The sequence below is a fragment of the Sphingomonas sp. R647 genome, assembly GCF_020177055.1.
Taxonomy (GTDB): Bacteria; Pseudomonadota; Alphaproteobacteria; order Sphingomonadales; family Sphingomonadaceae; genus Sphingomonas.
The window spans coordinates 276,386-302,545 of record NZ_JAIQXT010000005.1; the positions used below are offsets into that span (position 1 = coordinate 276,386).

General features: G+C 67.2%; 31 protein-coding genes. 21 read left to right on the forward strand and 10 right to left on the reverse strand.

What is annotated here, in order from left to right; genetic code table 11:
* The first annotated feature begins 139 nt into the window (after window positions 1–139).
* From K9B35_RS14390 to K9B35_RS14475, 18 genes are all read left to right on the forward strand, one after another.
* A complete protein-coding gene (locus K9B35_RS14390) occupies window positions 140–361 on the forward strand; it encodes a hypothetical protein (protein WP_224922611.1) in 222 nt (73 codons plus the stop codon).
* On the forward strand, window positions 358–861 hold the full coding sequence (locus K9B35_RS14395) for a hypothetical protein (RefSeq protein WP_224922613.1): 504 nt from the start codon (window positions 358–360) through the stop codon (window positions 859–861). Before K9B35_RS14390 ends, K9B35_RS14395 begins: the two co-directional genes overlap by 4 nt.
* Window positions 858–1,202: an ogr/Delta-like zinc finger family protein gene (locus K9B35_RS14400; RefSeq protein ID WP_224922614.1), complete on the forward strand. Its 345-nt coding sequence runs from the start codon at window positions 858–860 to the stop codon at window positions 1,200–1,202. The genes K9B35_RS14395 and K9B35_RS14400 overlap by 4 nt, the downstream gene beginning before the upstream one ends.
* Before the next feature lie 76 nt (window positions 1,203–1,278).
* Window positions 1,279–1,731, forward strand: coding sequence for a helix-turn-helix domain-containing protein (locus tag K9B35_RS14405; RefSeq protein ID WP_224922616.1), 453 nt, complete (start codon window positions 1,279–1,281; stop codon window positions 1,729–1,731).
* Complete coding sequence (locus K9B35_RS14410) at window positions 1,728–1,901, forward strand: hypothetical protein (RefSeq protein ID WP_224922618.1); 174 nt, start codon at window positions 1,728–1,730, stop codon at window positions 1,899–1,901. The genes K9B35_RS14405 and K9B35_RS14410 overlap by 4 nt, the downstream gene beginning before the upstream one ends.
* A 187-nt stretch (window positions 1,902–2,088) precedes the next feature.
* Window positions 2,089–2,379, forward strand: a complete 291-nt coding sequence (locus tag K9B35_RS14415) for a hypothetical protein (protein ID WP_224922619.1) — start codon at window positions 2,089–2,091, stop codon at window positions 2,377–2,379.
* Window positions 2,376–2,615 carry a DUF2312 domain-containing protein gene (locus K9B35_RS14420; protein ID WP_224922621.1) on the forward strand — a complete coding sequence of 80 codons (240 nt, stop codon included), beginning with the start codon at window positions 2,376–2,378 and terminating at the stop codon, window positions 2,613–2,615. Before K9B35_RS14415 ends, K9B35_RS14420 begins: the two co-directional genes overlap by 4 nt.
* Window positions 2,615–2,971 carry a hypothetical protein gene (locus K9B35_RS14425; RefSeq protein WP_224922622.1) on the forward strand — a complete coding sequence of 119 codons (357 nt, stop codon included), beginning with the start codon at window positions 2,615–2,617 and terminating at the stop codon, window positions 2,969–2,971. The genes K9B35_RS14420 and K9B35_RS14425 overlap by 1 nt, the downstream gene beginning before the upstream one ends.
* Complete coding sequence (locus tag K9B35_RS14430) at window positions 2,971–3,204, forward strand: hypothetical protein (protein WP_224922624.1); 234 nt, start codon at window positions 2,971–2,973, stop codon at window positions 3,202–3,204. The genes K9B35_RS14425 and K9B35_RS14430 overlap by 1 nt, the downstream gene beginning before the upstream one ends.
* Complete coding sequence (locus tag K9B35_RS14435; protein ID WP_224922626.1) at window positions 3,201–3,365, forward strand: hypothetical protein; 165 nt, start codon at window positions 3,201–3,203, stop codon at window positions 3,363–3,365. The genes K9B35_RS14430 and K9B35_RS14435 overlap by 4 nt, the downstream gene beginning before the upstream one ends.
* On the forward strand, window positions 3,365–3,595 hold the full coding sequence (locus tag K9B35_RS14440) for a hypothetical protein (RefSeq protein WP_224922628.1): 231 nt from the start codon (window positions 3,365–3,367) through the stop codon (window positions 3,593–3,595). Before K9B35_RS14435 ends, K9B35_RS14440 begins: the two co-directional genes overlap by 1 nt.
* The gene (locus tag K9B35_RS14445) at window positions 3,595–4,029 is read left to right on the forward strand and encodes a hypothetical protein (RefSeq protein WP_224922629.1); all 435 of its coding nucleotides are present in this window, start codon (window positions 3,595–3,597) and stop codon (window positions 4,027–4,029) included. The genes K9B35_RS14440 and K9B35_RS14445 overlap by 1 nt, the downstream gene beginning before the upstream one ends.
* Window positions 4,019–6,046, forward strand: a complete 2,028-nt coding sequence (locus K9B35_RS14450) for a ParB/RepB/Spo0J family partition protein (protein WP_224922631.1) — start codon at window positions 4,019–4,021, stop codon at window positions 6,044–6,046. The genes K9B35_RS14445 and K9B35_RS14450 overlap by 11 nt, the downstream gene beginning before the upstream one ends.
* A 265-nt stretch (window positions 6,047–6,311) precedes the next feature.
* Window positions 6,312–7,073, forward strand: a complete 762-nt coding sequence (locus K9B35_RS14455; protein WP_224922633.1) for a hypothetical protein — start codon at window positions 6,312–6,314, stop codon at window positions 7,071–7,073.
* Window positions 7,070–8,854: a type IV secretory system conjugative DNA transfer family protein gene (locus K9B35_RS14460; RefSeq protein WP_224922635.1), complete on the forward strand. Its 1,785-nt coding sequence runs from the start codon at window positions 7,070–7,072 to the stop codon at window positions 8,852–8,854. The genes K9B35_RS14455 and K9B35_RS14460 overlap by 4 nt, the downstream gene beginning before the upstream one ends.
* Before the next feature lie 226 nt (window positions 8,855–9,080).
* Window positions 9,081–9,308: a hypothetical protein gene (locus K9B35_RS14465; RefSeq protein WP_224922637.1), complete on the forward strand. Its 228-nt coding sequence runs from the start codon at window positions 9,081–9,083 to the stop codon at window positions 9,306–9,308.
* A complete protein-coding gene (locus tag K9B35_RS14470; RefSeq protein ID WP_224922638.1) occupies window positions 9,305–9,532 on the forward strand; it encodes a helix-turn-helix transcriptional regulator in 228 nt (75 codons plus the stop codon). Before K9B35_RS14465 ends, K9B35_RS14470 begins: the two co-directional genes overlap by 4 nt.
* 271 nt (window positions 9,533–9,803) lie before the next feature.
* Window positions 9,804–10,391, forward strand: a complete 588-nt coding sequence (locus K9B35_RS14475; protein ID WP_224922640.1) for a CC0125/CC1285 family lipoprotein — start codon at window positions 9,804–9,806, stop codon at window positions 10,389–10,391.
* A gap of 209 nt (window positions 10,392–10,600) precedes the next feature.
* On the opposite strand, the gene secA is transcribed toward K9B35_RS14475, so the two are convergent.
* The 6 genes from secA to folE all read right to left on the reverse strand — a co-directional run bounded on the left by secA (window position 10,601) and on the right by folE (window position 16,053).
* Window positions 10,601–13,342, reverse strand: coding sequence for a preprotein translocase subunit SecA (secA, locus tag K9B35_RS14480; RefSeq protein ID WP_224922642.1), 2,742 nt, complete (start codon window positions 13,340–13,342; stop codon window positions 10,601–10,603).
* Window positions 13,343–13,462: 120 nt separating this feature from the next.
* Entirely contained in the window at window positions 13,463–13,732 is a 270-nt protein-coding gene (locus K9B35_RS14485) for a hypothetical protein (protein WP_224922644.1), read from the reverse strand.
* 124 nt (window positions 13,733–13,856) lie between these two features.
* The gene (locus tag K9B35_RS14490; protein WP_224922645.1) at window positions 13,857–14,327 is read right to left on the reverse strand and encodes an energy transducer TonB; all 471 of its coding nucleotides are present in this window, start codon (window positions 14,325–14,327) and stop codon (window positions 13,857–13,859) included.
* Complete coding sequence (locus K9B35_RS14495) at window positions 14,314–14,688, reverse strand: dihydroneopterin aldolase (protein ID WP_224922647.1); 375 nt, start codon at window positions 14,686–14,688, stop codon at window positions 14,314–14,316. The genes K9B35_RS14490 and K9B35_RS14495 overlap by 14 nt, the downstream gene beginning before the upstream one ends.
* Entirely contained in the window at window positions 14,681–15,430 is a 750-nt protein-coding gene (locus K9B35_RS14500) for an SDR family oxidoreductase (protein WP_224922649.1), read from the reverse strand. The genes K9B35_RS14495 and K9B35_RS14500 overlap by 8 nt, the downstream gene beginning before the upstream one ends.
* A complete protein-coding gene (gene folE / locus K9B35_RS14505) occupies window positions 15,430–16,053 on the reverse strand; it encodes a GTP cyclohydrolase I FolE (RefSeq protein WP_224922650.1) in 624 nt (207 codons plus the stop codon). The genes K9B35_RS14500 and folE overlap by 1 nt, the downstream gene beginning before the upstream one ends.
* Window positions 16,054–16,282: 229 nt before the next feature.
* On the opposite strand from folE, the gene K9B35_RS14510 reads away from it, so the two are divergent.
* The 3 genes from K9B35_RS14510 to K9B35_RS14520 all read left to right on the forward strand — a co-directional run bounded on the left by K9B35_RS14510 (window position 16,283) and on the right by K9B35_RS14520 (window position 20,763).
* On the forward strand, window positions 16,283–18,994 hold the full coding sequence (locus tag K9B35_RS14510) for a TonB-dependent receptor (protein WP_224922652.1): 2,712 nt from the start codon (window positions 16,283–16,285) through the stop codon (window positions 18,992–18,994).
* A gap of 361 nt (window positions 18,995–19,355) precedes the next feature.
* Window positions 19,356–19,625 carry an SWIB/MDM2 domain-containing protein gene (locus K9B35_RS14515; protein ID WP_224922655.1) on the forward strand — a complete coding sequence of 90 codons (270 nt, stop codon included), beginning with the start codon at window positions 19,356–19,358 and terminating at the stop codon, window positions 19,623–19,625.
* 118 nt (window positions 19,626–19,743) lie between these two features.
* The gene (locus K9B35_RS14520; protein WP_224922657.1) at window positions 19,744–20,763 is read left to right on the forward strand and encodes a sensor histidine kinase; all 1,020 of its coding nucleotides are present in this window, start codon (window positions 19,744–19,746) and stop codon (window positions 20,761–20,763) included.
* Between the two features lie 5 nt (window positions 20,764–20,768).
* On the opposite strand, the gene K9B35_RS14525 is transcribed toward K9B35_RS14520, so the two are convergent.
* The 4 genes from K9B35_RS14525 to K9B35_RS14540 are packed head-to-tail and all read right to left on the reverse strand — an operon-like array spanning window position 20,769 to window position 26,156.
* Window positions 20,769–22,079: a hypothetical protein gene (locus K9B35_RS14525; RefSeq protein ID WP_224922659.1), complete on the reverse strand. Its 1,311-nt coding sequence runs from the start codon at window positions 22,077–22,079 to the stop codon at window positions 20,769–20,771.
* Window positions 22,076–22,849, reverse strand: coding sequence for a hypothetical protein (locus K9B35_RS14530; RefSeq protein WP_224922661.1), 774 nt, complete (start codon window positions 22,847–22,849; stop codon window positions 22,076–22,078). The genes K9B35_RS14525 and K9B35_RS14530 overlap by 4 nt, the downstream gene beginning before the upstream one ends.
* Window positions 22,846–24,789 (reverse strand): pyrroloquinoline quinone-dependent dehydrogenase, encoded by a 1,944-nt coding sequence (locus K9B35_RS14535; RefSeq protein WP_224922662.1) that lies wholly within the window; start codon window positions 24,787–24,789, stop codon window positions 22,846–22,848. Before K9B35_RS14535 ends, K9B35_RS14530 begins: the two co-directional genes overlap by 4 nt.
* Entirely contained in the window at window positions 24,789–26,156 is a 1,368-nt protein-coding gene (locus K9B35_RS14540) for a DUF1254 domain-containing protein (protein WP_224922664.1), read from the reverse strand. Before K9B35_RS14540 ends, K9B35_RS14535 begins: the two co-directional genes overlap by 1 nt.
* Window positions 26,157–26,160 lie beyond the last annotated feature (4 nt).

Genomic DNA, 26,160 nt, shown 5'->3' on the forward strand with positions numbered 1-26,160 from the left:
GCGCGGTCAACCTCCGCGCCGATGGCCTCGTGTCATCGGCGCGGCTTTCCCGTTTCGGGCGCGCGGCCCGTCCCGGCGCCGCGCGCATGGCCGTGCGCCCCGCGTCGAACGCCGGCGCCACCAGCGTGGGATGCGCACGGTGACCGGCGCGGCCGACCTTCTTTCGATCGTGCTGGCGGTCGCGGCTATCTCCTTGTGGTTCGCGGGTGTGTTCGCCCTCACTCGTATGCCAGCGTCATCTTGCGCCGATGTCTATCACCCCCAGTTCGTTCGCGGAGTGAGGCTGCTCGGCCTCGCCGTTGGTCTCGCGATCATCGCTTTGGGGTTGTCGATCGTGGCTTGGGGCTCGACCGCACCATGACCAAGGTCCGCCCGCCCCTGTCGATCAACGCCGCGCTGGACCGCATTGCCGGTCTCGTTGAGGGTGGCTGGCTCGCCATGGGCGACGCGATCGGCAAGGCCGAGCGCACCGTGCGCAACTACGGTGATCCCGACACGCCCGAAGAAATCAGCGCGCGTGACGCCATCACGCTCGACATCTTGTTCCAGCAGAACGGTGGCGAAGGCGCGCCGATCTTTCAGACCTATGCCCTCCAGCTCGAGATCGATCGGGCCGACGTCTTCGCCACTCAGGCGGAGATCGCGCGGCGCGTCCAGATCTCGATCGTGGAGGGAGCGGAAGCGGCGCAGGCGGCAATCGCCTGCGCCCTTCCCGGCGCGACCGACGCCGACTTTGCGACCGCGATCCGGGAGCAAGTCGATGCGATCAGCGCCAACACGGACACGCTCGCCGCCTTGAAGAAGGGCGCGGGGTCTTTCGGCGACGGTGCGCGTGTAGCCCCCGGGGAGGGAGGCGCATGACAAGCCAGCCCAACGACTTCGGAGCCGATAAGGAGCGAGCAAAATGCCCGCACTGCGGCCATCATCTCGCCACCCGGTCGAGCCGATCGGTAACGCCGCTTTTCAAGCAAAAGGTACTGCAGTGCAGGAATCCCGCTTGCGGTGCATCCTTTGGCGCGAGCAGCGGCATCACGCATCAGATCTCGCCCAGCGCCAGCCCTGACCCCTCGGTCGAGCTGCCGTTCGCCGCGCCGCGCGCGCGCCGGGCACATGCCAACGACGATCAGCCCAAGCGGCTTGAAAGCGGCGCGGAGGTGCCGCCCGCTCTGAATGACGATGCGGTCGCCGGCCTGACCGGCTGATCGCCCCCGCCCTCACCGAAACACGGACCCGCCGCTCCCTCCGGCGGGAACGATATCGCTTTGCCTGGAACGCCCCATGACCAGCACCCTGCCCAGCCCCGGAACCTACCTCCGCATTCGGCGTGAGGCGCAGCGCCTGTCGATCGACGACGTCGCCGCCCTGGTCCGCACCGAGCCGAGCCTTCCGCTCGCCTCGCGCGCCGATCTGCTGCGCTCGATCGAGGCCGACATCGCGCCGATCGGCGACGACGTCATCGGATCGCTGATGCGCGCTGCCGAGGAACAGGGTTCGTTCCGCTTCGACCCCGAAGTGCTCGTGCGCTTGATCGACATCGCCGCCGGCGACACCACCCGGGCGTGGCCCCGGCTGTGCCGCCGCTGCGCGTGCAGCGAGCATGATGCCTGCAATTGCGGAGGCCAGGGCGGGCAATGGATCGGCTGCCACTGGGTCGAACCCGATCTGTGCAGCGCCTGCACCCCGTCGCAGGCCGCCGCCGCCGCCCTCCAGCCTGAAACCCGCGCGGCATGAAGGCGCGCCGGGCCATCCGCGCGGCGCACGCCGCGACGATCGTCGTCGGAATCGCCGTCGCGCTCGCCGCCTTGCGCCGACCGGCCGAGGCAGTGATCGCCGCCGCGATCGCCGCCTTCCTAATCATCCTCGCGCTGCTCTGGCAGCTCAAACAGGAGGACAAGCGCTGATGCGACACGCCCGCCCCCATGACGAGCCACGCCGAACGACGGACCTCCATCCGATCGACTGCAGCTGCTGCAATCAGGACGATAGCGCGCTGGACTGGAACGGGGTCGCGGCGCGCGTCCTGATCGGCCTCGCCCTCGGCACCGTCATCGCCCTGCTCCTTTCCGCCGGCTCTGGAGTGCCCGTGCTATGAGCCATCCCCTGTTTAATGGTCTCGATCTTACGCTGATCAGCGAAATCGCGGATAAGGTCACTGCGTTCATCGACGCCGCCGCTGCGCTTGCCGAGCACCAGCTCGCCCATGATGATCGCTACGATGCCCGCGATCTCGCGGCGGGGATGCTCAAAGCGCACCTAGATTATTGCGCGAAGGCAATACCGCACCCCCACACCGACGAAGACCAGGACGATCTGCTGACCGACCGAGCGTGCGACTATCTGCGCAACCGTGTCCTCAAGGCGCGAGGTGCTTTGCAATGAGCGATAGCATCTCCGCCGAGCAGCTGCGGCTGCTGATCGAGCGCATCGAGCGGCTCGAGGAAGAAAAGAAGGGGATCAGCGAGGACATCAAGGACGTCTATGGCGAGGCCAAGGCGACCGGGTTCGACGCGAAGATCATGCGCACCGTCATCCGGCTGCGGAAGATGGAGAAGCACCAGCTCGACGAGCAAGACGCGCTGCTCGAGGTCTACCGCGCCGCGCTGGGGATGCAGTGATGGGCGCTCTCCGCACCCCCGCCGCGCAGGAGCGCGAGATCGAGACGCCGATCTGGCCGCGCGACCGCGCCTGCCCGCTGCGCGCCGACTTCGCGCCGATGGCCCGGCCGATCGTCCTGCTCAGCTCCGGGGACAGGTGCATCGTCCCCCACCCCAGCGGGCACGAGGCCGTCGCCCCGATCGCACGCGGCACGCACCTGGCTTGGGCTCATGCGAAGCCGGTCGGCGACGTCGCGCTCGTTCAGTTCGGCGGCAACGGCGAACCGGACGGCCTGGTCACGATCCTTTCCCGCGCCGGCCTGCGCAGCCTGATCGCCGACCTGCAGGCGATCGACGCTCAACTGGGAGATCGCTGATGTCCGAACCCGTACTCTACCCGGGCACGCCCCACGCCCTCGATCGCGACGCGTATCGGGCGGGGGTCAATCCGCCGCAGCTGCTGCTCCAGCTCGAGGACATCGATCCTTTCTGGCGCACGCTCGGCGGCAGTACGACGGATCCATTCGGCTGCGGCGGCGAGACTTTCCGCCAGCGCGCAAAGGCCGACGCCCTCGGCATCGGATCGATCGCGACGGGTCACACCCGGTGAAACCGAATCCTGGCCTCCTGCCCCCGGAGGCGATCGGCAAGCGCGTTCGCGTGCCCCTGGTCAATGGTGAGGAGCACGATTGGCCCGCCGACGGCAAGGGCGGTGCCAGCTGGGCCTGCACCGGCCACCCCTTCGACATCGCCAGCTACGAGGTGCTGTGATGCGCGCTGGGCCTTGGACAAAGCTGCGCGGCGACGGGACCGACCCGGTCCCCCCGGTCTGGACGAAGTACGAGGCGCGCCTGCGCAACGGGCAGCTCTGGACCGAGCTAGCCATTACGCCCTTCTGTATCGGCCTCGGCGCGCACCTGTTTCGTCATAGCGGAGTGGCGCTCGACCCGATCGCGATCCGCATAATCGCGTCCGTCGATCACGTTGCGGGGCGCGGGTAATGGGCGACGCCCGCCCCGAGACGATCGCCATGGTGGCAGAGTGGCAGCGGCGCGACGAGCTGTATTGGAATCCGCCCGAGCAGGAGCCGGACGACTTTCTCGATCGCTGGCTGCCCGCCGCCGCGCCGCATCTCGACGCGGGGTGGAACGGATATGGCCTCGCTCCCTCGAAGGAGATCGGCCTCCGTTACTGCATGGGCATGTCCGGCTCGCTCGAAATGGTCAGCCGGACGGTGGCGCATGCCCAATGGATCATGCGGCGGGCCACCGCCCTGCACCGGCGCGGTTACCACCCCAATCCATTGACCACTGCGCGCCCGGAAATCCCGGTCGCGCAGCCCTTTCCGCCCCTGTCCCCCGAAATCGGCGCGCCAGCGGTAGCCCCCGCCGGCGCGCCTCGACCTCCCGCACCGGAGACCGTCCATGACCGTTAGAACCTTCACTGCTGCACAGCTAGACGTATCGCCGTTCAACGTTCGCAAGGATCGCCGCGCGATCGAGAGCCTCGCCGGGCTTGAGGCGTCGATCCTGCGCGTCGGCCTGATCCTTCCCCTCGCCGTCCACCCCATGAAGGGGTCGAAGAAACACGGCGTGTTCGACGGGGGCCGCCGCTTCCGCGCCATTCGCAACCTGATCGGTCGCGGCGATCTGCCAACCGACTGGCCGATCGACGCCAGCGTGCGCGAGATCGAGAGCGAGGCACAGCTGCTGGAGATCTCCAGCGCCGCCGGTCTGCTCCACGTCGATCTGCTGCCCTGGGAGGTGATGGAGGGGCTGCGGCGCGCCACCAAGCGGGGCGCGACCCCTGAAGAAATCGCCGAGGTCACCGGCCAGAGCATCACCTGGGTGCGCCAGCACCTGCGCCTTGCCGATCTCGCCGAGCCGATCTTCGCCGCCTATGTCGCCGGCACGATCACGCAGGACCAGGCGCGCGCCTTCGCGGCGACCGCCGATCATCAGCTTCAGCTCGCCGCATGGGACGCGTACGGCCACCTGCCCACCTGGGACAAGACGGTCGCGAAGATCCATTTGCTGATGAAGGTCGGCGATCGCGAGGACCAGCGGCTGCTGCGCTTTGTCGGCGAGCAGGAGTTTCGCGCCGCCGGCGGCGTATTCGAACTCGACCTGTTCGCCGAGGCGGCCGAGCATCGCGGCCACGTCGTCCAGCCCGGCCTGCTGCGCGAGCTGGCCGAGGCAAAGCTGGAGGGCGTTCGCGAAAGCCTGCGCCGCCGCACCGACCGCGCCGACCTGCGCTTCGCCGTCGAATATCCCCAGGCGCGCTATGGCGGCGTCGATCGCGATCTCGAGCTGGTACCGGCCCTCCACACCACCGGCGCCGACGCGACCCGTCTCGCCTACCTGATCGACGAACTGGTCGAGCTGGAATATCAGGCCAAGCGCGCCGAGGAGCCCGCGGCAACCGCCGCCGCTGTCGAGGTCGCCGATTGCCGCAAAGAGATCGCCGCCATCGAAGAGCGCCGCGCGATCGAGCTTCCCGAGGGCGACATTTACGCCACCGTGCTGATCGAGGAATCGGGACAGATCGAGGCGCGCTGGTGGTGGGCCAGCCACAAAGCGAAGAAGGCGGCGGAGGAGCCCCAGCCGGAGCGCCTCGTCTCCGCCGGCCCGATCGGCGAGACGGTTGCCGCCCCCATCGCCCTGGCGGTCGATGCCGGGCAGGGATCGGCCAACCAGCAACAGGCCGATCACGCGGCAAAAGGTGAGCACGGTTTCACCCAGGAGGGTGTCCAGATCGTGCGCGCGGTGCGCCGCGAGATGCTGCGCGCCGCGCTGATCGGCGACTATGGCTGCGAAATCGGCCACGATTACCTGATCTGGGGTCTGCTGCGCCGCGAGCTGGGCGAGGGGCATGACCACCGCGCGATCGGCGCCCGCGGCCTTGCCCGTTCAGACGACGCCCCGCCCTTCACGATGCACGACGCGGTGCGGCGCGCGGTCGCGGAGACCCCTGCCCACGCGGCCTGGACCGCCCAGCTCGCCCAGCTGCGCGCGCACGCGGCGGTCGCCGAACGTGACCCGGTCGCGGCGTTCGCCGCGTTCCGGGACGAGACCGCAGAATGGAAGGAGTTCGCCGCCGCCGCCGTCGCTGGCATGGCGCTGGCAAGGACCGCCAACCTCGACGGCTATCGCCTCCCGATCCACGACCACCTGATCTGGGAAATGAGCCTCGACGACGACGCGGCGCTGCGCGAGTTGTGGGAGCCGACCGACGGCTTCATCGCCCTCCTGCCCCGGGCCAAGCGTCAGGAGATCGCCGATCCCCACCTCGATGAGGCGACCAGGCGCAAGCTGCCCGGGCTGAAGGCGGCCGAGACAATCGCCCCCGTCACCCGCGCACTCAAGCGCGTCTGCTGGGTCCACCCCGCCCTGCAGTTCCAGACGAGCGAACCCGCGTCGATCGCGGCCGAGCTTGGTGAGGCGGCGGAATGAGCGCCTCTCAGCCCCTCCCGATGCCGTGCGACTGCGTTGCCAATTTCAACAAGTCGCTGCTCGAGCATAACACGCGCATAGTCGGGACGCTCGGGATCCCGCGCGACAGCAGCCCTTGGTATACCAGGCCGACGATCCAAACAGAGAAGATCGAGACCCGCAAACGCGGTGGCCCCGCGATCGTTCTTCCGACCTTCTGCCCGTTTTGTGGCGAGCGGTACGAAGCTGCACCCGCAATTCCGGCCGTCAGTGGCGGTTCACCGGAATGACCCACGCGCTTGAACAGCGAGAGGCGATTGCGCGGGCGCTTTTTCAGCGTTTCAAAGAGCGGGCAGCTTCCCGCCTGCCCGAGCCGCAGCCCGGCAGCTACGCGCTGGACCACTGGGAAAACCTTCCGCTGTCGTTCAAGCGCGACTTCTATCTCGATGCCGACGCCATTCTCGCCCTCACGCCGTCACCCTGTATCGAGCGGGCGGTTGTCGATCGGGCCGTCGAGCATGGCCGGTCGTGCCTGAGCACGATTTCGAGCGACACAAAGCACGTACAAATTGAAAGAGCGGCGCTGCGCACATTGCTCAGCTACGCAACCGAGACAAACGCTTATCCGGCCGCCGCTCGCCAAATAGAGATCCTACGTCGGGCGCTGGCGTGGCACGGCGATGCTCTGCGCATGGCGACAACACGCGAAGAGTGGCAGCAGGAGATCGACGCCGCGCTGGTCTGGGTGCGGCAGAACCCGGAAGAGGGTTACCCGTCGTTCCCCTCCTTCACCGCGCGGGAGTATCTGCCTGAAGCGCTCCCCGGCCATTGGGCCACCGCCGAGGGACGCGACATGGCCCTGCGTTCGCTCGATGATCCTAATATCGCGCCCAGCCGAGCGCGCGTGCCTGACTTGGCGCTGGCGAATGCGGTCTTTCTCACCCCTCACATCGCGAACCTGACAGACGCGAAAGAGCGCATCCGCTGGCTATCCGCCATGCTCGCAGTCGCGACCGGTTTCTCTCCAATTCCGGAGGGTCCCCGATGACCGCCCTCCTCGACACCTCAAAACTGATCGTCGGCGCCACCGGCTCGGGCAAGACCGTAACCGCAAAAGACGAAGTCGATCAGCTGCTCGCCCAGAATCGCCACGTCGCGATCGTCGATCCGACCGGCGTCTGGTGGGGCATGCGCGCGGATCCTTCGGGCGATCCGAACGGGGCGCAGCTCTACATCTTCGGCGGCGCGCATGGCGACATCGCGATCACGGCCGACCAGGGCGCCGCGATCGCGCGCATCATCGTAGAGCAGCGGGTGTCCGCGATCGTCGATCTGTCGGCGATCGAGACCAGCAAGAACTGGCGGCGCTTCATGCGCGACTTCGTCGCCGAGCTGCGTCGCAAGCCGCGCGGCAACTTCCACCTGGTGATGGACGAGGCTGACGAGTTCGCGGCCGAGCGCCCCGCCGACGATATCGGCTTCGCGCTGCGCGAGGATCTGATCTGGATCGCCAAGCGCGGCCGCGTCGCCGGGTTCGTGCCCACCTGGATCACGCAACGCACAGCCGAGATCGCCAAGGCGGTGATCAGCCAGGCGCAGACGATCGTCGCCCACCAGCTGATCGCCCCGACCGACCGCAAGGCGATCGACGATTACCTGAAGGGCCACGGCACGCCCGAGGCGCGCCGCGAAGTGATGGCCAGCCTCGCCGGACTCGGCCGAGGCGAGCGCTGGATCTATTCCCCGGCTGAAGGCGTGCTCGAGCGTGGCACCACCACGCCGCTCGCGACCTTCGACAGCTCGCGCACGCCCGAGCCGGGCGAGACACCGCTCGAGGCGCGCCCGCTTGCCGCTCTCGACACCAGCGCGATCGCCGCCGCGCTGGCGCCAAAGCCAGAAAGCCAGAATTCTGGCTTTCCCGACGACACCATTCCGGCCGACCCCGTCGCGGCATACCGCAAGGGTGGTGATGTCGCGGCGATGTTGATTGAGCGCGACGCGGAGATCGCTGACCTCAAGGCCACAAACGCGCTGACGGAGGCGAGGGCCATGGAGATCGCCCGCGAGCGAGACACCGCCCGCGCACGGGCTCACACCTACAAGCTGCAGCGCGACTTCCTGATCTACAAGTTGAAGGACGTACGGGAGGCCGCTTGGGCGTCAGCAGCTGATTTCGATCGCTTCGGGTCGTCAGAGATGGCTGAAGAACGCGCTACAATCGACGCGATCTTCGCCGGCAAAAAAACGAAATCCACCCCGGCACCGGGCCGTCAATCCGCGCCGAAGGTGGAGGGCGCACCCGCAGGCGGCAATAGTGCCACGCGGCAACCTGCGGGCGCGCCTGCCCTTTCCGGCCTGGCCCAGATGAGCCGTCGCCTGATCGAGACGCTCGCGCGCTTCTACCCTCGCGCCATCCCGATCGAGCACGCCGCCACGATCGCGAAGGTCGGCATTAAGTCGAGCCAGTGGGCGCACCACTTCCGCGAATTCCAGGGCAGCGGCGTGGTCGAACAGATCCACAACGGTAACTGGCGGATCAGCACAGATGGCGCGAACGCGCTCGCCTTGGCTGAGGTCCCCGATTCCCGCGAGCAGCTCGTCGCGTTCTGGGTCGCCGCGTTCCAGCCCGCGATCGGGCGCATGCTTCAGGCGCTGGTCGATGCCGGCGAGTGGCTGACCCGCGCCGAGATCTGCGAGCGCTCGGGCGTCAGCCCGACCTCGAGCACCGTCGGCGCCGGGCTGAAGGAGCTGCGCGATCACGGCCTGCTCGACGCGGACGATCGTGCCGGCACCTTTCGCGCGGTCGACATCCTCGTGGTGCCCTTCTGATGCCCTGCCAAAACGTGACCCTGCCCGATGGAGGCCGCGCGATCGTCTGCGGCCCCCGGCCGCGCCAGGCGCGCTGCGCGTGCGGAGCGCTCGCCCCTTTGCTCTGCGACTGGAAGATGCCCCGCAATCGCAGCGGCACCTGCGACCGGCCGATCTGCGCGAGCTGCGCGACATCACCGGCGCCGGACAAGGATCTCTGCCCCGAACACGCCTCGGCGTGGCTTCAATGGAAGGCCAGCCGGTGACGCGGCTCAACCTCTTCATCGGATCCACGCCGGATGCGCTTCGCGAAGCCGAAGAGGCCGCGCTGCGCGACCTCGTCCATCGCTTTCCGACGCTGGGCATCCAGCTCGAGTCCGCCCTGCGTGCCGCCTATCGCCGCGCACTCTTCGACGCCGGCGTCATCCCGCGCGACTCCCCACTGCTCAACACCAGCCAGCGAGCCTTGCCATGAACCAGGAACCCATCGCGCCCGCCGCCAATGCGCCGCACGGTCGCTTTCTCAGCATGAAGGACGTCGTTGCTGACAGCGGGCTCTCGAAGCGCACGATCAACCGCCTCCATCTGGCCCGCCAGTTTCCGCCGAAGCGCAAGCTGAGCGGCAACCGAATCGGGTGGTTCGAGAGCGACTATCTCGCGTGGAAACTCACCCGGGCCAGCGCGATCGACGACGGCTGAAGAACCCAGACCGGGGGCGCTATCGGGGGCACTCGCCCGCCCCATCACCAAATCAGCTATGTTTTTTCAGGGGGTTAGTCATGCAGTTCGGTTCGAACTCGGGGAGCCAGCCTTTTTCCGACATTGCCGGAACCGGCCACCCGCCCGCGCCCCTTGCGCTGAGCGGGTTTCTGTCGTTTCGTTCAGCTCAGGGACATTTGGCCTATGCTGTTCGTTGTCATCGCAGCATCGGCACGATTCGCCGCAGAACGAAGCACTTAGGAGGAAAATGATGTCCAGCAGACACGCACGCCGTTCGCGGATTGCGGCGGCCGCGCTTGCGCTTGCCAGCGCGAGCGTGCTCGCATCCTGCGCCACCCCGACGCCCTATCAGCCGGCGACCGGCATGGGCATGTCGCGCACCGGATATTGGGACGAACAGATCGAGAGCGATCGTTTCCGCGTCACCTTTGCCGGCAACAGCATGACGTCGCGCGAGACGGTCGAGCGCTATCTGCTCTATCGCGCCGCGCAGCTGACGGTGGAGCGCGGTGGCGACCATTTCATCCTGTCCGACCGCGACACCGAGAAGAAGTCGCGCACCTATGCGACGACCAGCCCGTTCAGCAGCGGCCCGTGGGGCGGCTGGGGTCCGTCGTGGCGCTATTACGGCCCGCGCTGGGGCTGGCGCAGTTGGAGCCCATGGGGCGGCGATCCGTTCTTTGACCGCGACATCGATATCCGCACCGTCGAACGCTATGAGGCGAGCGCGGAGATCGTGATCGGCAAGGGCCGCAAGCCCGACAATGTCCGCGCGTTCAATGCGCGCGAGGTGATCGAGAATCTGGGCGCGTCGATCGCGCCGCAGCGTCCGCGGTGAGGTGATCGCATAGAAGCTCCCCTCCCTGGAAGGGAGGGGCTGGGGGTGGGTTGGCCGCAGTTTGCGGCGACCGATCGGCACTGGCTTCGATCGAGTGCCCGGCGGAGAGCCACCCACCCCTAACCCCTCCCTTCCAGGGAGGGGGACATAGAAAAAGGGCCGCCCGGTCAGACCGGGCGGCCCTTTTTCATGTCAGCGCTGGGTGACGATCACACCACTGCGCCGTGGCATTGCTTGTACTTGCGACCTGAGCCGCACGGGCAGGGCGCGTTGCGGTTGACGCGGCCTTCCCAGGTGGCGGGGTCGTCGCCGAGCGCGTCGCCCGCCGGACGTGGGATCTGCATCGGGGGGAGCTGGTTCGAGATCAGGCCCGCGCTGCCCGCATCCCAGTCAGCGCTGTTGTCGAGGCCGGTCAGCGGGTCGATATGCGTCGTCAGGAAATCGGGCAGTTCGGGCAGTTCGGGCGGGGCCTGGAACTGGAATTCGGCCCAGGCGATCGTGCGGGTCACATCCTCACGGATCGCGACCAGCATGCGTTCGAACATCGCGAACGCTTCCTGCTTATACTCGTTGATCGGCGTCTTTTGCGCATAGGCACGCAGGTGGACGACCTGACGCAGCGCGTCGAGCATCGCGAGATGCTCCTTCCAGTGATGGTCGAGATTCTGGAGCAGGATCGACTTTTCGATCGAGGTCCAGGTTTCCGGGTCAAGCTCGTCCGACTTGGCGGTGATCCGCGCGCTGGCAAGATCGCGGATGCGGGTTTCGACATCCTCGGGCTCGATGCCGTCCTGCGTCGCGATCCACTCCTCGACCGGTGCCTCGATGCCCAGCATCTCGTGCGCGCGGGTCTTCAGCCCCTCAATATCCCATTGCTCGGGATAGGTTTCGGGCGGGCAGGCGGCGCCGACAATGTCGTTGACCGCTTCGGCGCGCATATCCTCCACCACGTCGCCGACGGTGTCGGCGTCCATGATATCGGCGCGCTGTTCGTAGATCACCTTGCGCTGATCGTTCATCACGTCATCATATTCGACGACCTGCTTGCGGATGTCGTAGTTGCGCGCCTCGACCTTTTTCTGCGCGGTCTCGATCGCCTTGGTCAGCCACTTGCTGCCGATCGCCTCACCATCGGCGATGTTGTTGCGCATCATCTTGGCGAACAGCGTGTCCGGGCCGAAGATGCGCAGCAGATCGTCGTCGAGGCTCAAGTAGAAGCGCGACAGGCCGGGGTCGCCCTGACGACCCGAACGGCCGCGCAGCTGGTTGTCGATGCGGCGGCTTTCGTGGCGTTCGGTGCCGAGCACGAACAGGCCGCCGGCTTCGAGCACCTTCGCCTTTTCGGCGGCGATCTCGGCCTTGATCTGCGCCACTGCGGCGTCGCGCTCCGGCCCCTCGGGCATCTCACCCAATTCGGCCTTGACGCGGAATTCGAGGTTGCCGCCGAGCTGAATGTCGGTGCCGCGGCCCGCCATGTTGGTCGCGATCGTCACCGCGCCGAGCCGGCCGGCCTGGGCGACGATATGCGCCTCCTGCTCATGGAAGCGGGCGTTGAGGACCGAATGGTCGACGCCTTCCTTGGTGAGATATTCGCTGAGCAATTCGGACTTTTCGATCGACACGGTGCCGACGAGGACCGGCTGGCCCTTCACCGCATGCTCGCGAATGGTGCGGGCGATGGCGATGAACTTGTCCTGCATCGTCTTGTAGAACTCGTCCTCCTGATCGATCCGCTTGACCGAAACATTGGTCGGGATGGTGACGACGTTCATCTTGTAGATGTCGAAGAATTCGGGCGCCTCGGTCGCGGCGGTGCCGGTCATGCCCGAGAGCTTGGGGTACATGCGGAAATAATTCTGGAAGGTGATGCTGGCGAGCGTCTGGTTCTCAGGCTCGATCTGCACGCCTTCCTTGGCCTCGACCGCCTGGTGCAGGCCGTCCGACCAGCGACGGCCGTCCATCATGCGGCCGGTGAATTCGTCGATGATGACGACCTTGCCGTCCTTGACGATGTAGTCGATGTCGCGCTTGTACATGACGTTCGCGCGCAGCGACTGGTTGAGGTGGTGGACCACCTGGGTGTTCTCGAAATCATAGAGGTTGCTGCCCTTGAGCAGCCCGGCATCCTCGAGCATCCGCTCGGCGGCTTCGATGCCCTCCTCGGTCAGGACGATGCTCTTCTGCTTCTCGTCCTTCTCGTACAGCTCGGGCGTCAGCTGCTTCACGATCGCATCGACGCCGACATAGAGCTCGCTCTTGTCGTCGGTCGGGCCGGAGATGATCAGCGGGGTGCGCGCCTCGTCGATCAGGACCGAGTCGACTTCATCGACGATCGCCATCGCGAACGGGCGCTGGACCATCGACGCGCGGTCGTACTTCATGTTGTCGCGCAGATAGTCGAAGCCGAATTCGTTGTTGGTGCCGTAGGTGATGTCCGAGGCATAGGCCTCGCGCCGCTGATGGTCGGCAAGGTTGGGGACGATCACGCCGACGGACAGGCCGAGGAAGCGGTAGATCTGACCCATCCATTCGGAGTCGCGGCGGGCGAGATAGTCGTTGACGGTGATGACGTGCACGCCGTTGCCGGGCAGCGCGTTGAGGTAGCAGGCGAGCGTCGCGACCAGCGTCTTGCCCTCACCCGTCCGCATTTCCGCGATCTCACCGCGGTGCAGCACGATGCCGCCGATCATCTGCACGTCGAAATGGCGCATGCCGAGCACGCGGACGCCGGCCTCACGCACCGTCGCGAACGCTTCGGGGAGGATCGCGTCGAGCTTTTCGCCATTGGCGAGCCGTTCGCGGAACTTGACGGTCTGCGCCGCCAGTTCGTCGTCTGACATCGCCTTGAGCGTGGGTTCGAAGCCCTCGATCTTGGCGAGAATGGGGTTGAGCGAACGGACGTACCGGTCGTTGGACGAACCGAACAGGGACTTGGCCAAGCCGCCGAACATGATGATTTCCAGTCGTGTGAAATTGCAGGGTGTGCGCCCGCGTCGCGAGCGCCAACGATTCGAATGCGAAATGGATGCCAGCCGCAGGCCCCAGACAGGGACAGGCGGCGGCGCGCGCGGCTATTCGAGCCGGCGTTCGCTGGTCAGGCGGGCGGAGCTGCCGGCCGGGGCGTCATGGATCGCGAACAGCGCAGCAGCGGGCGCTTCACGGGTGGCAAGGGGTCGGCTGGCAACCGCAGCCGCGACGCGCGACACCGCTTCGACAGTCGTGTCGGCGGTGCGGGAAATGGCGGTGTCGCTGCGCTGCGGGAATCCGCGCATATCCCGGTCGCCGGCGATAACACCGGTGAGGCTCGCGAGGAGCGCAGAGAGGAACAGCAGCAATTGCACGCGAAAACCCGTTAAACGGCCCCTTGTTGCCCGCCGCTGAACGGCGGACCGAGTGGACATAGGGGCTGGGGTGAATGACTCCAACCCCAAAAGTGGCGTGGCTGCCGAACCAAACGGCGAGCGATCAATCTTCCAGCATCCAGCGGAAGCGCAGCGTTTTGCTGCTCTCCACCGCCTGTCCCGCCGCATCGCGGGCAGGCGTATAGCGCGCGCGGCGCTCAATCAGCGCGCAGGTCGCCTCATCGAGCGCGTCCGAATTCGAGGAGACCGTCACGGTGCATCGGGTTGCGCGGCCCCAGACATCCACGGTGAAGGTGACGCCGACCGCTCCCTCTTCATTGCGTCGACGGGCGCTTGGCGGATAGTCGTCGGGGGTGACCCAAGTGGCCGGGCTCTCCACGCTTTGCGCTGGATTGTTCGCCAGGCGCGGATCGTTCGGGGGTGGCTGCAGGGCCGACTGAACGAGCATCACCACCGCCCAGATTGCGGCAATCGCCGCCAGCGCGCCAATCAGCGTGAGAAGCTGCGCCAGATCATTGCCGGGTCGCACCGGCGCGCCCGGCCCACGATCGGGCAGCCGTTCATCGAGCCGCATCAGCGTTCCCGCGCGCCCGCACCACCTCACACCCCACGCGCGCGTCGAGATAGACGTCGAGCTTCATCGAGCGGACGCGGACTTCGGCGACGCGGGGGTCGGCGGACAAAGCGAGCGCGGCGACGGCGTCGCACAGGGTTTCCTGAAGCTCGATATGCCCCTTCGCCGCGAGTGCGAGGATTCCGGTGCGCAGATAGTCGTAATCGACCACCGCATCGATCGCGTCGTGCGGCGGCACATCATAGACGCAGCGCATCGCGACGTTGAGTTCGACCCGCTGGGGGGCGGCGCGTTCATGGTCGTGGATGCCAAGGCCGATTTCGGCGACGAGGCCGTCGAGATGGATGGTGTATTCAGCCATGCGGGCGATCCCTTCCGGTGAACATCACGTCGCTGTCGCGCTTCACGAGGCGCTGGCCGCAATCGACGAAGACGTTCTGGCCGGTAATGCTGCGGGTGGTGAGCAGATAGGCGACGGTCGCGGCGAGATCGCTGAGGTCGACCGGGCGCTCGAGCAGATTGGCCGAGGCGACGCTGACGAACTCTTCCGGCGTCTGGTCGAGGCTCGGCAGGCTAAGGCCCGGCGAGACGGCGTTGACACGGACGCGCGGGGCAAGCTGCATCGCGAGCAGGGTCGTTGCTTCGGCCAGTGCCGCCTTGCTGAGCGTATAGGTCAGAAAGTCGGGGTTGGGGTTGGCGAGCTTCTGGTCGAGCAGGTTGACGATCGCCCCCTCCCCCAGCCCGACCTGCGCCGCGAGTGCCGAAGCGAGCAGTAGCGGCGCGCCGACATTGATGTGCATGTGCCGGTCGAGCCCGGCATAGTCGGCGAGCGGCATCGCGTCCCACGCAAAGCGCGAGGCGTTGTTGACCAGCCCCTCGACCGGCCCGCCCAGCGCATCGGCGGCGGCGGCGATCAGATTGCGGGTGTCGGCTGCATCGGACAGGTCTGCGGTGACGGGCGCAACGCCGAGTTCGGCCGCGAGTGCCGCTGCCTCGTCATGCGAGTCATGATGATGGACCGCGACCGCGTGCCCGTCCGCGACGAGCCGGCGCACGATCGCCGCGCCGATCCGCCGCGCGCCGCCAGTGACGAGAATCCGCATCAATACCCCATCAGCGCGAGCACTTCCTTGCGGCTGCGCTCGTCTTCGCGGAATGTGCCCATCATGCGGCTGGTCACCATGCCGACACCGGGGGTGCGGACGCCGCGCGCGGTCATGCAGGCATGGCTCGCCTCGATCACCACCGCGACGCCGCGCGGCTTGAGATGCTCCCAGATGCAATCGGCGACCTCGGCGGTCAGGCGCTCCTGCACCTGAAGCCGGCGGGCAAAGGCGTGCAGCACGCGGGCGAGCTTGGAAATGCCGACGACATGGTCCTGCGGCAGATAGGCGATCGATGCCTTGCCGATGATCGGCGCCATGTGATGTTCGCAATGCGACTGGAACGGAATGTCCTTGAGCAGGACGATCTCGTCATAGCCGCCAACCTCTTCGAACACGCGGCTCAGGTGATGGGCGGGGTCCTCGCCATAGCCCTGGCAATATTCCTTCCACGCGCGCGCCACGCGCTTGGGCGTGTCGATCAGCCCTTCGCGACTCGGGTCGTCACCGGCCCAGCGCAGCAGCGTGCGGATTGCGTCGGCGACCTCATCCGGCACTGGAATCTTGGGCGGCGACGTCACCATGTCGCCATCCATTGGTTCGTCATGATTATGACAGCTCATCCGGCCCCGTCCCCCGAAACTTCCTGTTACGCTACGGCATGCGGATGCGACCGTGTTGCCCAGCGGCCACAGATGGTATCGTAACGGGAAATAGCAAGCATTTCCGCCGGATTGCCGGGGCGATTTGACGTTGACGTAAGGATTCGAGCGACGGTAGCGTGCGGGTTAACGACAACGAGAAGAATGGTCCCGGAGGGAAGACCCCGGCGACCCAGAGAGGAGAGACCCCATGCGAACGCTCCAGCTGTTTTCCGCATCCGCCCTGGCATTGATCGCCGCCACCCCGGCCATCGCCCAGGACACCGCCACCCCCACCGCGCAGGAAGAAGAGGCTTCGGGTAACGAAGTCGTCATCACCGCGACCCGCCGCAACGAAACCGTGCAGGATGTGCCGATCGCGGTGACCGCGGTCCCCGCCGCGCTGCTCGAGAATGCGGGCATCGAAGATATTCGCGGGCTGGAGCAGCTGGCACCGTCGCTGCAGAGCTCGACCGGCCAGTCGTCGGCGACCGGCACCACCTTGTATATCCGCGGCATCACCACCGCGGGCGACAACCCCGGGTTCGAACCGGCAGTCGGCGTGTTCATCGACGGCGTGTTCCGCGCACGTGCGGGTGTCGCGATTTCGGAGCTGCCGCAGCTTGAGCGCGTCGAAGTTCTGCGTGGTCCGCAGGGTACGCTGTTCGGCCGCAACACCTCGGCCGGCGCGCTGTCGATCTTCACCGCTCAGCCGGCGTTCGAGCTTGGCGGCTATATCGAGGGAAGCTACGGCAATTATAACGCGTTCGAGCTGAAGGGCGCGATCACCGGCCCGGTGACCGACCAGCTCGCGCTGCGCGTCGATGGCGGCTATCGCAAGCGCGACGGCTATATCGAGGACGTTAACGCCGACCGCTCGTTCAACAATGTCGACCGCTGGTACGCCCGTGGTCAGGCGCTGTACGACACCTCGACCTTCTCGCTGCGCCTGATCGCCGATTATTACGAGACCGACGAGCAGTGCTGTGGCGCGATCTCGGCCGTGCGCGGATCGTTCGCGCCGCTGATCCAGGGCATTGCCGCCGCACAGGGCCGGACCGGCCTGTTCGTCGGAACGAACCGCACCGTCGGCGGTCTGCCGACCACGGTCGATCCCGAGCAGCGCCGCATGGCCGCGTCGCCCAACCGCGATCTGAGCGAGCGCGTGCGCGACTGGGGCATTTCGGGCGAGATCAACGCCGAGCTGGGCGACATCAAACTCACGTCGATCACCGCCTATCGCGACTGGCGCGTGCGGCGTAACCAGGATGTCGATTTCTCGGGCATCGATCGCGCTTATCGCGAAGGCTATCGCAACGAGCTGGTCGACTTCACTCAGGAGCTGCGCTTCCAGGGGTCGGCGTTCGGTGGCGCGCTCGACTGGCTGGTCGGCGGCTTCTACCTCAACGAAACCAACAAGGTCCATGACACGGTCCGCGTCGGCAATGACGGCAACCGCTATGTCGACTCGATCTTCAACGCACTGGCCGGCCCGTCGTTCGGCGGAGCGGTGCAGTTCTATGGCTCGCTGGGCTCCGCCCCGACGCCGGGCGGTGTGTTCCTGAACCCGGCGGTGCCGAACTCGCTGCTCGCCTATCAGGCGGCATATGGCGCGGCGCTGGCGCCGGTCGTCGGCTGTTTCCGCACGGCCGTTGGCGCAGCGCCGTCGGGCGTGGTGCCGGTCGCGACCTGCAACGCCCTTGGCTATTCGCCGACGCCGGTCGCGGGCCTTGCCGCACTCGCCGCCAGCCCGCTGCCCGGCGTGACCGCCGGCCAGGGCAACAACAACGACTATCGCGTCAAGACCAACGCCTTCGCGCTGTTCACGCACAACATCATCAACATCAGCGACAAGCTGTCGCTGACGCTGGGTGCGCGCTGGAACTATGAGAAGAAGGACTTCACCGCGACGGTCAGCAACAACACCGGCAGCTGCACCTTCTTCAACCAGGTGCGTGCGGGCAACACGGCGGCGGTCCAGTACGCCACGCTGCTCCGCCAACTCGGCCTGTTCAACAACCTGTTCCTGCTGAGCTGCAACCCGGCGATCAACACCGAGTTCAACGGCAGCTATGCGCATGACCGCGATGAGAGCAAATTCACCGGTACCGCCAAGCTGGCGTACAAGGTGAATTCCGACATCCTCGTTTATGGTGGCTATGACCGCGGCTACAAGTCGGGCGGCTACAACATGGATCAGGCGACGTTCGACAGCGTCCTGCTGGGCGGCAACGGCCCGCAGGCGAGCGATCTGGAGTTCGGGTCGGAATCGGTCGACGCCTATGAAATCGGCGTGAAGACGCAGTGGGGCCGCGCCTTCACCTTCAACATCGCCGCCTTCTACCAGAAGTTCAGCAACCTTCAGTCGCTGGTGTTCAGCGGCAACAACTTCGTCGTCCAGAATGTCGACAGCACGACCAGCAAGGGCGTCGAGGTCGAATCGATCGTCCAGCCGGTGCGCGACTTCACCGTCCGTCTGGGTTACAGCTATATCGACGCGCAATATGATGCCGACAACAACTTCGTCGGCACCCCGCTGCAGGGTCAGGAAGGCCGTCAGGTCAGCAACCAGCCCAAGCACACGGTGACGGTGGCGACGACCTGGACGCCCAGCATCACGTCGGGCATCCGTGGCCTCATCCATGTCGACATGCGCTACAACAGCGAGGTCAACATCCCGTCGAACAACCCGAACCCGGTCACGGGCCGGACCGCGCTGTACAATCAGGGGTATCCGCTGGTTGGCGCACGCATCGGCATCCAGACCGAAGACCGCCAGAAGAGCCTGGAGTTCTTTGTCGAGAACCTGACCAACCAGTACTACCACGTCACCGGTTTCGCGGTGCCCGAGCAGACCGGCAACTATGCCGCCTATCCGGGTCTGCCGCGCTTCTTCGGCGTGAAGGCGAAGGTCGGCTTCTGACCCTGACCTGATCGGGGCCGGATGATCCGGTCCTGCGAGATATGGGGCGCGTTCGGGACACCGGGCGCGCCCCTTTTGTCAGCTTTGCTGAATTGCGGTGGCACGTGCGGCTTTGCTGGTGGGAACAGGTCGAAACGCCGCTCGATTGCGCCGGATCGCCCCTCTAGAGCGGTGGAGAGGCGAGTTCTCCACAAACAAACGTATCAAACCCCCTTGGAACCGCATCAAATACGTGCATCGTGGAGAGAACCGGATTACATCCGGCGCAGCGACAACGGTGGCAAGGCTTAGTTCTGGCCGTCGGCGCTGACCAAGATCGGGATCCGGCATCGGTTGCCGGACCGCAGAGGAGAAGAATAGAATGGCCGAAAACAAGGCATCTGGCGGCGCCCGTGGCGGGATCGCCAAGCCCGTCACCCCCTCGCCCGAGCTCGCCGCGATCGTCGGCACCGCCGAGCTGCCGCGCAGCGAGATCGTCAGCAAGATGTGGGAATACATCAAGAAGCACAATCTTCAGAATCCCGAGAACAAGCGCGAGATTCTGGCCGACGACAAGCTGAAGCCAATTTTCGGCGCGGACAAGGTGACGATGTTCGAGATGAACAAGCACATCGCCAAGCACGTCAAGTAAGTTTACGTTCCGGAGCAATCCGGATCGGACAGCGAGAGCCTCCGAAGCCGCTGGTTTCGGAGGCTTTTTCGATCGAAGATAGTACCTCGCGGTGGCGGGGGGACCGGGGGGACCACGGGTGAACGGGTATACGGGGAGACTGCTGGAGCGACTTCCGCTTGCCCGCGCGCATCGCTGGCAGGGCTATAGCGCTGCCATCCTGCTGTCGCTGATCGGGCTGGTGACGCGATGGGCGCTGGCCGATTCCTTCCCGCCGGGCTTCCCGTTCCTCACCTTTTTCCCGGCAGTGGTGCTGTCGGGGTTCCTGTTCGGGCGTGGCCCGGGCATCCTGTCGGCGGTGCTGTGCGGAGCGCTCGCCTGGTATTTCTTCATCCCGCCCGAAATGAGCTTCGCGCTCGAAAGCGGCGCCGCCCTCGCGATGGGATTCTATGTCGGCGTGGTCACGGTGGACCTGCTGCTGATCGACTGGATGCAGCGCGGCACTGCGCAGCTGCGGCAGGAGCGTGAGCGGTGTGAGAAGCTGGCGCAGCGCAGCCATTTGCTGTTCAGCGAGCTGCAGCACCGGGTGTCGAACAATCTGCAGATGGTCGGCGCGGTGCTGGCGTTGCAGCAGCGCAGCGTCGCCGATCCGGCGGCGCGGCAGGCGCTGGTCGACGCCGGGGCGAAACTGCAGACGATCGGGCGCATCCAGCGCCAGCTCTACGACCATAGCGGCGATCCCCAGACGCTGGAGCGGATACTGCCCGACCTGGTCGATGATCTGCTCACGACGTCGGGGCGCCCCGGCGTCACCGCGACGGTGGAAGTCGACAGCGCGATCAAGCTTCCGCCGGACTCGATCATCCCGGTCGCGCTGATCGTCGCGGAAACGATCGCCAATGCAGTCGAGCACGGCTTTGCCGGGCGCGAGACCGGGCGGATCGACGTACGGATGTGCGCGGGCGCCGGCAGCGTCACGCTCACGATCGCGAACGACGGTGCAAACCCGCCAGCGGACTTCAGCGCGGCGGCGGCGACCAGCCTGGGCCTGCGGATCTCGCGCACCCTGGCCGATCAGCTTGGCGGCAGTTTCGACCTGACGCCGCGCGATGGGGGCGGCGCGATCGCGACGCTGCAGTTCAAGCCGGCCGCTGGGTAACGAACTTACGTCGCGTGCCGGTCGATCAGGGCGAGCAGCGCGCGGCTCCAGCCGGTCCAGCTTGCCTCAAGACTGGCGGGATCGACGGCGGTGGCATCGTCGGTTCGGGCATGGTGCAGGCGGTGCGCGCCGATCGTCGCGACCATGTTACGATAGCCGCGCTCCATGAAATGACGCGCCTCGCCTGCGCTGTTTTCGATCGTCGCGGGATAGGGCTGCTGATAGCCGGGCAGCGCGGCGAGCATGGGCCGGAGCGTGCCGAGCCAGGCTTCGGGCGCGAGCAGATAGCGTTGGGCATCGGCGGCGGGCAGCGGCGCCAGCACGCCATCGGCGACCTCATGCCAGTCGCGCGCGGCAAAGCCTGCACCGAGATGCACCCACAGCCGCACCTGATCGGGCGGCGGGGCGTGCGCGCCGACATAGGCATCGCCACCGACATATTCGCGCTCATGCCCGACCAGCCCGGCAAAATGCAGATCGGCATCGGGGTAGCGGCGCGCGAGTAGCGGCGCGACGTGCAGAAAGGCGGCGATCCCCGAGCCGCGCTCGCCCGCGCAGCCGAACCAGCCGGACAGCGGCGTGGTGACGATGATCGCCCGCCCCTGCCCCCGCCGCTGCGCGACGATGTTCGCCGAGGATGCGGTGATCGCTTGGCCCTCTACCACGATCCGTCCGGCATCGCCCCGCGCCGCCGCGGTGATGATCGGCCCGGCGTCGCGCGGGGCGATGACGAGGGTCGGGACTGCTGAGACCGGGTGTTCGAGCGGGGCGTTGAGCGCTAGCGCCTCCCCCGACGGGCCGCGCGTGACCAGCACCAGCCCGACGCATCCGGCGGCGAGCGCGGCCTTTACGGCGCGCGCGGTGCGTCCTTCGAGGATCGAGGAATGGCGCGCGTATGGAAGACGGATCACCGCGATCTTTCCGGCCAGCCGCGCCGGACCCACCGGCTCGTCGGCGAGTACCAGCGGCGCGGACACACCGGCGGGGCCAGTCGGGCACGCAGGGCGCTGGACGATGCCCTCCAGCTGGACCGCGCCGGTCGCGACCGTGGCGCGGGCAACATCATGGTCGGCGTAGCGGACCGGCTGGCGCGCAACCGCGAACCCCGCCGCGCCCAGCCGCGCTTCGACCCAGTCGAGCGTCGCGAGGTTGCCGGGCGTGCCGGTGCGGTGCGGGCCGAGCGCGGCATAGTGGCGCACATCGTCCATCAGCGACGGCCCTGCCGCCGCCGCGCTCGCCATGCCGGCGGGCAGGCTGGTCGCCAGACCGAGTGCAAGCGTCGTGCGGCGGTCGAGCAAGGGGCCGCCGCCGTTCATGGCGTCACACGCTTGTCGGTGCGGAAATCGAGATCGGGGCGTTCCCCGACCAGCATCGTGCGGGTCGGCGCCTCGGCACTGTCCTGCGCCGAGAGGCGGGTGATCAGCGCCGCGCCCTGCGCCGCCATCGCACTGCGCCAGGCAGCGGCATCGTCATACCAGAACACCGCGACATGGCTGTAGCCGCGCGGGATCGCCGCAGCATGCAGCTGGACCCGGCGAGTCTGCGGCAGCGCGGTGAGCGGGGCGAGCGCCTCCTTCACCCATGCATCCGCGTCGGCAGTCCCGGCGGGCGGGCGGATGAACACCACCCAGCGGGCATAGGGCACCGCCTTGTCGGGGGTGGCGGCGTCCTTCACCGCGACCGGTGGCAGCTTGACCGTCACCGTCCGCGTCTTGATCCCTGTAGCAACGGCGGGGTCCGGTGGCGTCGGCGGATGCGCGGCCATCGCCTCCCCCGTCACCCCGGCGCGGAACGCCGCGACGCTGGCAAAGCCGATTTCGGTCAGGCGTCCATCGACCAGCTTCAGTTCCTCAGCCTCTTCGGGCGTCGTGCGATAGCTGCGGTGGCTGACATAGCGGGTCTGGCGGTTCTGTGCGCGCGCCAGCGTCTCGGGGGCGTGATAGGTGATGTACCAGCGGTCGACCGCGAGCAGATCGACCGGCGGCTTCACCTCGACCATCACGAAATGCTGGATCGGCACCTCCTGCGCACGCGCCGCCGGGGCGGTCAGCGCGGCGAGTGCCAGCAAGGGAGCGAAGAGCTTCATGGCATCACCTTCATCGCCACCAGCCGCTGCGGCAGCCGCCGATAGCCGGTTGAAAAGACGAGATATTGCTCGCCCCCGGCCATATAGGTCATCGGCGCGCCGAGCATGAAATCGGGGAGCGTGAGCGTCGCGAGCACTGCGCCACTCGCCTTGTCGAGCGCGCGCAGCCGGGGTTCGGCGGTGATCCGGTCCTGCGGCCCCTCGCCGACGAACAACAGCGTCTTCGTCGCCAGGATCTGCGCCCGGCCGAACGACCCGGCATCGCCGGGGTGGAGGGCGCGGAACGCTGGCAGCCGGCTCATTCCGCGGCCGTTCGGCGTCATCCAGCGATGCTCGCCGCTCGTCATGTCGATACAGGTGGTGCGGCCATAAGGCGGCTTGAGCAGCGGCAGCCCGCGCGGCCCGCGTGCGATCACGCGTGCCCCGGCGACCTCGACCTCGGCCTGTTCGGTCGCGCGGATATTGCCCTTGTCATCCAGCGCGATGTGCAGCGGGACATTGACCGACGGGACGAACAGCCGCCCGCTTTCCGGATCGAATGCCGCGCCGTTCCAGTTCGCGCCGCCGACAAAGCTCGGCATGATGATCGTCGGCTTGCTGCCGGGCGGGGTGAAGATCGACCCGTGGAGGTAGCCCGCCAGCGCCGCCTGCGCCTCCGCCTTCAGTTCCGGCGTGAAGTCGATCAGGTCGTCGGGCGTGATCCCCTGTCGGTCGAACGGCAGGGGCCGGGTCGGGTGCGGCTGGGTCGGGCTGGTGCGCTCGCCGGGCAGGGTCGATTGCGGGACCGGGCGCTCTTCGATCGGCCAGATCGGTTCGCCGGTCGCGCGGTCGAACACGAAGAGGAAGGCGTGTTTGGTGACCTGCATCACGATCTTGCGGCGGCGTCCGGCGATGGTGACATCGCCCAGGATCGGCGCGGCGGGCAGGTCATAGTCCCACACGCCGTGATGCACGGTCTGGAAATGCCAGCGGCGCTTGCCGGTCTTGAGGTCGATCGCGACCAGACTGTCGCCGAACAGCCCATCGCCGGGCCGGTCGCCGCCATAAAAGTTGTTGGTCGGCGTCGATACCGGGGCATAGACGATGCCCAGCTCAAGATCGGCGCTCATCGGCGCCCAGACATTGGTGTTGCCGGTGCGGCGGTGCGATCCGTCCTTCCAGCTTTCGACGCCAAATTCGCCATCGAGCGGGATGGTGTGGAATACCCAGAGCAGCCGCCCGCTGCGCGCGTCGAACGCACGGATGTCGCCGCGCGGCATCAACCGTCCATCGGCGCGATCGTCGATATAGCTGCCGATGACGATGACATCGCCCGCGACCAAGGGCGGGGAGGTGATGCCATAGATGCCGGGTTCGTCCGGGACTGGCCGCACCATGCCGACGCCGCGCAGATCGACCACGCCATCGTCGCCAAAGCCCGCGATCGGCTTGCCGCTGTCCAGCGCCAGCGCCATCAGCCGCCCGTCGCCGGTGGCGAGGATGACGCGCGCCGACTTGCCGCGGCCCCACACCGCGATGCCGCGATGGAGAAAGCCCTTGGTCGTGGTCGGCCCGCGCTTCCAGCTTAGCGGGTCGAAGCGCCACAGCGTTTGGCCGGTGACCGGATTGAGCGCCGCGACCTGCGACATCGCAGTGCTGGTGATCAGCAGTCCTTCGGCGAAGACCGGGGTGGACTGGAACTCGCCGGGCTTCAGATTGGGGTTGGCGGCGAGGATTTCGGCGTCGGGCGAGTCCCACGTCCAGGCGACGCCCAGCCGGGCGACGTTGCTGGCATCAATGGCGTCGAGCGCCGAATATTTCTGCGACGCAAGGTTGCCCGCATAGTGGCGCCATGGCCCGTCCGGTGTAGCGCGCGACGCCCGCGCGGCGGCGGGAAATGCCAGCAGCGAGGACCCGGCGAGCGCACCGCCGATCACGCGACGCCGGGACAGGCCCGCCATCACAGCCGCTCGATCGCCGGGGGCGACCAGCGCCCCTGCCGGATCGGCGCACGCGGAACATAAGCGCGCAGCGACACCCGCATCGGACCGTCGGGCGTGGGCAGCCAGTTGCCCTCACCCTCCGCCACCGGCTCGCGCGACAGGATGATGTCGATCGCGCCGTCCGCGCGGCGGATAAGGCCGGGCGTGCGTTCGGACACCGAATAGCGCTGGATCGGATTGGCGGCGAAGAAATAGCGGCCATCGGGCTCGGCGGCATACATGGTGATCGACCAGAAGCCGTCGACCGGAATCCCCTCCGCCGGAATGCGGATGCGGTAGCGGCGCGCGGGATCGAGCGGCTCGCCGCGATGGTCGCGGACCGAGCTGAAATACATCGCCTCGTCCGGCGGCAGCGCGGCCAGCCCGCTGAGCGCGACGGCGGCGCGCAGCCGATCGTTCGCACCGAACGCGCCGACCTCGGTAGTCGACGCGCCCCAGCCATTCACTTGCCGCACCCCGGCGGTGAACGTCTCCCGCAGCCGGGCGATGGAACGCGGGGTTTCGGCGCGCCACGCCGCCTGCAATGCGGGCGTCAGCGCGGCAAAGCTGCCCGCGCCGCCGGGACGGATGCCCGATGCGGCAAAGTGCCGCCAGCGCCGCGCCTGTCCCACCCGATCGCTCGACCGGCTGAGCATTTCCGCCGCCGCATCGACGATCTGGGCGGCGTCGGTGCCATCCACCGCGCGCACCTGTGGCGCCCGCACCGGCCCGCGCCCGGGCACGGGCAGGATCGCGAACCTGTCCTGCAGCGCACGCACTGCGGGCAGGTCGGCGGGACCGGACACGAGGATGCGGATCAGCATCCACACATCGTTGGTTTCCGATCGGATCAGCGTCGCGTCCGCCGGCGGCTTGCCGGTCCAGTCCGGCCCGACCAGCCAGAAATCCCCGCCCCGTCCCTTGGTCGCGTGCGTACCGATCGTGCGGAAATTGTCGGTGAACGCGTTCATCAGCGTGACCGAGAAATAGCGGTCGGTGATGTCGGGCACGCGCAGCCGCACCGGGCCACCCGACAGCTCGAAAAAGCACGAGCTGTAGATCGTGTCGTTGTTGGGCGCGGTCACCTGCCGCGCGGTCGCATCGGCGAGGACGCGGCGGTGATAGATGCGGTTCAGCCGCTGATCGAGCGGCAGCGTCGGATCGGCAAGCTGTCCGATCCGCTGCATCGCGCGGCTGAACTCGAACAGCGGATAGGCATAGTCGAACGCGCGGGTCAGGTCGGGCGCCGCCGCCGACGCGGCCGCCGCCGGGAACACCGCCAGCGTCGCGGCGCCTGCGAGCAGGGTGCGCCGCCCGACCGTCAGTTTGCTGTTGATACCGGACATCGTC

What these genes read in the sequence shown, in the direction of transcription:
- K9B35_RS14395 (WP_224922613.1), top strand. Translation starts at nt 358, where the DNA reads ATGACCAAGGTCCGCCCGCCCCTGTCGATCAACGCCGCGCTGGACCGC.
- K9B35_RS14400 (WP_224922614.1), top strand. Translation starts at nt 858, where the DNA reads ATGACAAGCCAGCCCAACGACTTCGGAGCCGATAAGGAGCGAGCAAAA.
- K9B35_RS14405 (WP_224922616.1), top strand. Translation starts at nt 1,279, where the DNA reads ATGACCAGCACCCTGCCCAGCCCCGGAACCTACCTCCGCATTCGGCGT.
- K9B35_RS14410 (WP_224922618.1), top strand. Translation starts at nt 1,728, where the DNA reads ATGAAGGCGCGCCGGGCCATCCGCGCGGCGCACGCCGCGACGATCGTC.
- K9B35_RS14415 (WP_224922619.1), top strand. Translation starts at nt 2,089, where the DNA reads ATGAGCCATCCCCTGTTTAATGGTCTCGATCTTACGCTGATCAGCGAA.
- K9B35_RS14420 (WP_224922621.1), top strand. Translation starts at nt 2,376, where the DNA reads ATGAGCGATAGCATCTCCGCCGAGCAGCTGCGGCTGCTGATCGAGCGC.
- K9B35_RS14425 (WP_224922622.1), top strand. Translation starts at nt 2,615, where the DNA reads ATGGGCGCTCTCCGCACCCCCGCCGCGCAGGAGCGCGAGATCGAGACG.
- K9B35_RS14430 (WP_224922624.1), top strand. Translation starts at nt 2,971, where the DNA reads ATGTCCGAACCCGTACTCTACCCGGGCACGCCCCACGCCCTCGATCGC.
- K9B35_RS14440 (WP_224922628.1), top strand. Translation starts at nt 3,365, where the DNA reads ATGCGCGCTGGGCCTTGGACAAAGCTGCGCGGCGACGGGACCGACCCG.
- K9B35_RS14445 (WP_224922629.1), top strand. Translation starts at nt 3,595, where the DNA reads ATGGGCGACGCCCGCCCCGAGACGATCGCCATGGTGGCAGAGTGGCAG.
- K9B35_RS14450 (WP_224922631.1), top strand. Translation starts at nt 4,019, where the DNA reads ATGACCGTTAGAACCTTCACTGCTGCACAGCTAGACGTATCGCCGTTC.
- K9B35_RS14455 (WP_224922633.1), top strand. Translation starts at nt 6,312, where the DNA reads ATGACCCACGCGCTTGAACAGCGAGAGGCGATTGCGCGGGCGCTTTTT.
- K9B35_RS14460 (WP_224922635.1), top strand. Translation starts at nt 7,070, where the DNA reads ATGACCGCCCTCCTCGACACCTCAAAACTGATCGTCGGCGCCACCGGC.
- K9B35_RS14465 (WP_224922637.1), top strand. Translation starts at nt 9,081, where the DNA reads ATGGAAGGCCAGCCGGTGACGCGGCTCAACCTCTTCATCGGATCCACG.
- K9B35_RS14470 (WP_224922638.1), top strand. Translation starts at nt 9,305, where the DNA reads ATGAACCAGGAACCCATCGCGCCCGCCGCCAATGCGCCGCACGGTCGC.
- K9B35_RS14475 (WP_224922640.1), top strand. Translation starts at nt 9,804, where the DNA reads ATGTCCAGCAGACACGCACGCCGTTCGCGGATTGCGGCGGCCGCGCTT.
- secA (WP_224922642.1), bottom strand. Translation starts at nt 13,342, where the DNA reads ATGTTCGGCGGCTTGGCCAAGTCCCTGTTCGGTTCGTCCAACGACCGG.
- K9B35_RS14490 (WP_224922645.1), bottom strand. Translation starts at nt 14,327, where the DNA reads ATGCGGCTCGATGAACGGCTGCCCGATCGTGGGCCGGGCGCGCCGGTG.
- K9B35_RS14495 (WP_224922647.1), bottom strand. Translation starts at nt 14,688, where the DNA reads ATGGCTGAATACACCATCCATCTCGACGGCCTCGTCGCCGAAATCGGC.
- K9B35_RS14500 (WP_224922649.1), bottom strand. Translation starts at nt 15,430, where the DNA reads ATGCGGATTCTCGTCACTGGCGGCGCGCGGCGGATCGGCGCGGCGATC.
- folE (WP_224922650.1), bottom strand. Translation starts at nt 16,053, where the DNA reads ATGAGCTGTCATAATCATGACGAACCAATGGATGGCGACATGGTGACG.
- K9B35_RS14510 (WP_224922652.1), top strand. Translation starts at nt 16,283, where the DNA reads ATGCGAACGCTCCAGCTGTTTTCCGCATCCGCCCTGGCATTGATCGCC.
- K9B35_RS14515 (WP_224922655.1), top strand. Translation starts at nt 19,356, where the DNA reads ATGGCCGAAAACAAGGCATCTGGCGGCGCCCGTGGCGGGATCGCCAAG.
- K9B35_RS14525 (WP_224922659.1), bottom strand. Translation starts at nt 22,079, where the DNA reads ATGAACGGCGGCGGCCCCTTGCTCGACCGCCGCACGACGCTTGCACTC.
- K9B35_RS14530 (WP_224922661.1), bottom strand. Translation starts at nt 22,849, where the DNA reads ATGAAGCTCTTCGCTCCCTTGCTGGCACTCGCCGCGCTGACCGCCCCG.
- K9B35_RS14535 (WP_224922662.1), bottom strand. Translation starts at nt 24,789, where the DNA reads ATGGCGGGCCTGTCCCGGCGTCGCGTGATCGGCGGTGCGCTCGCCGGG.
- K9B35_RS14540 (WP_224922664.1), bottom strand. Translation starts at nt 26,156, where the DNA reads ATGTCCGGTATCAACAGCAAACTGACGGTCGGGCGGCGCACCCTGCTC.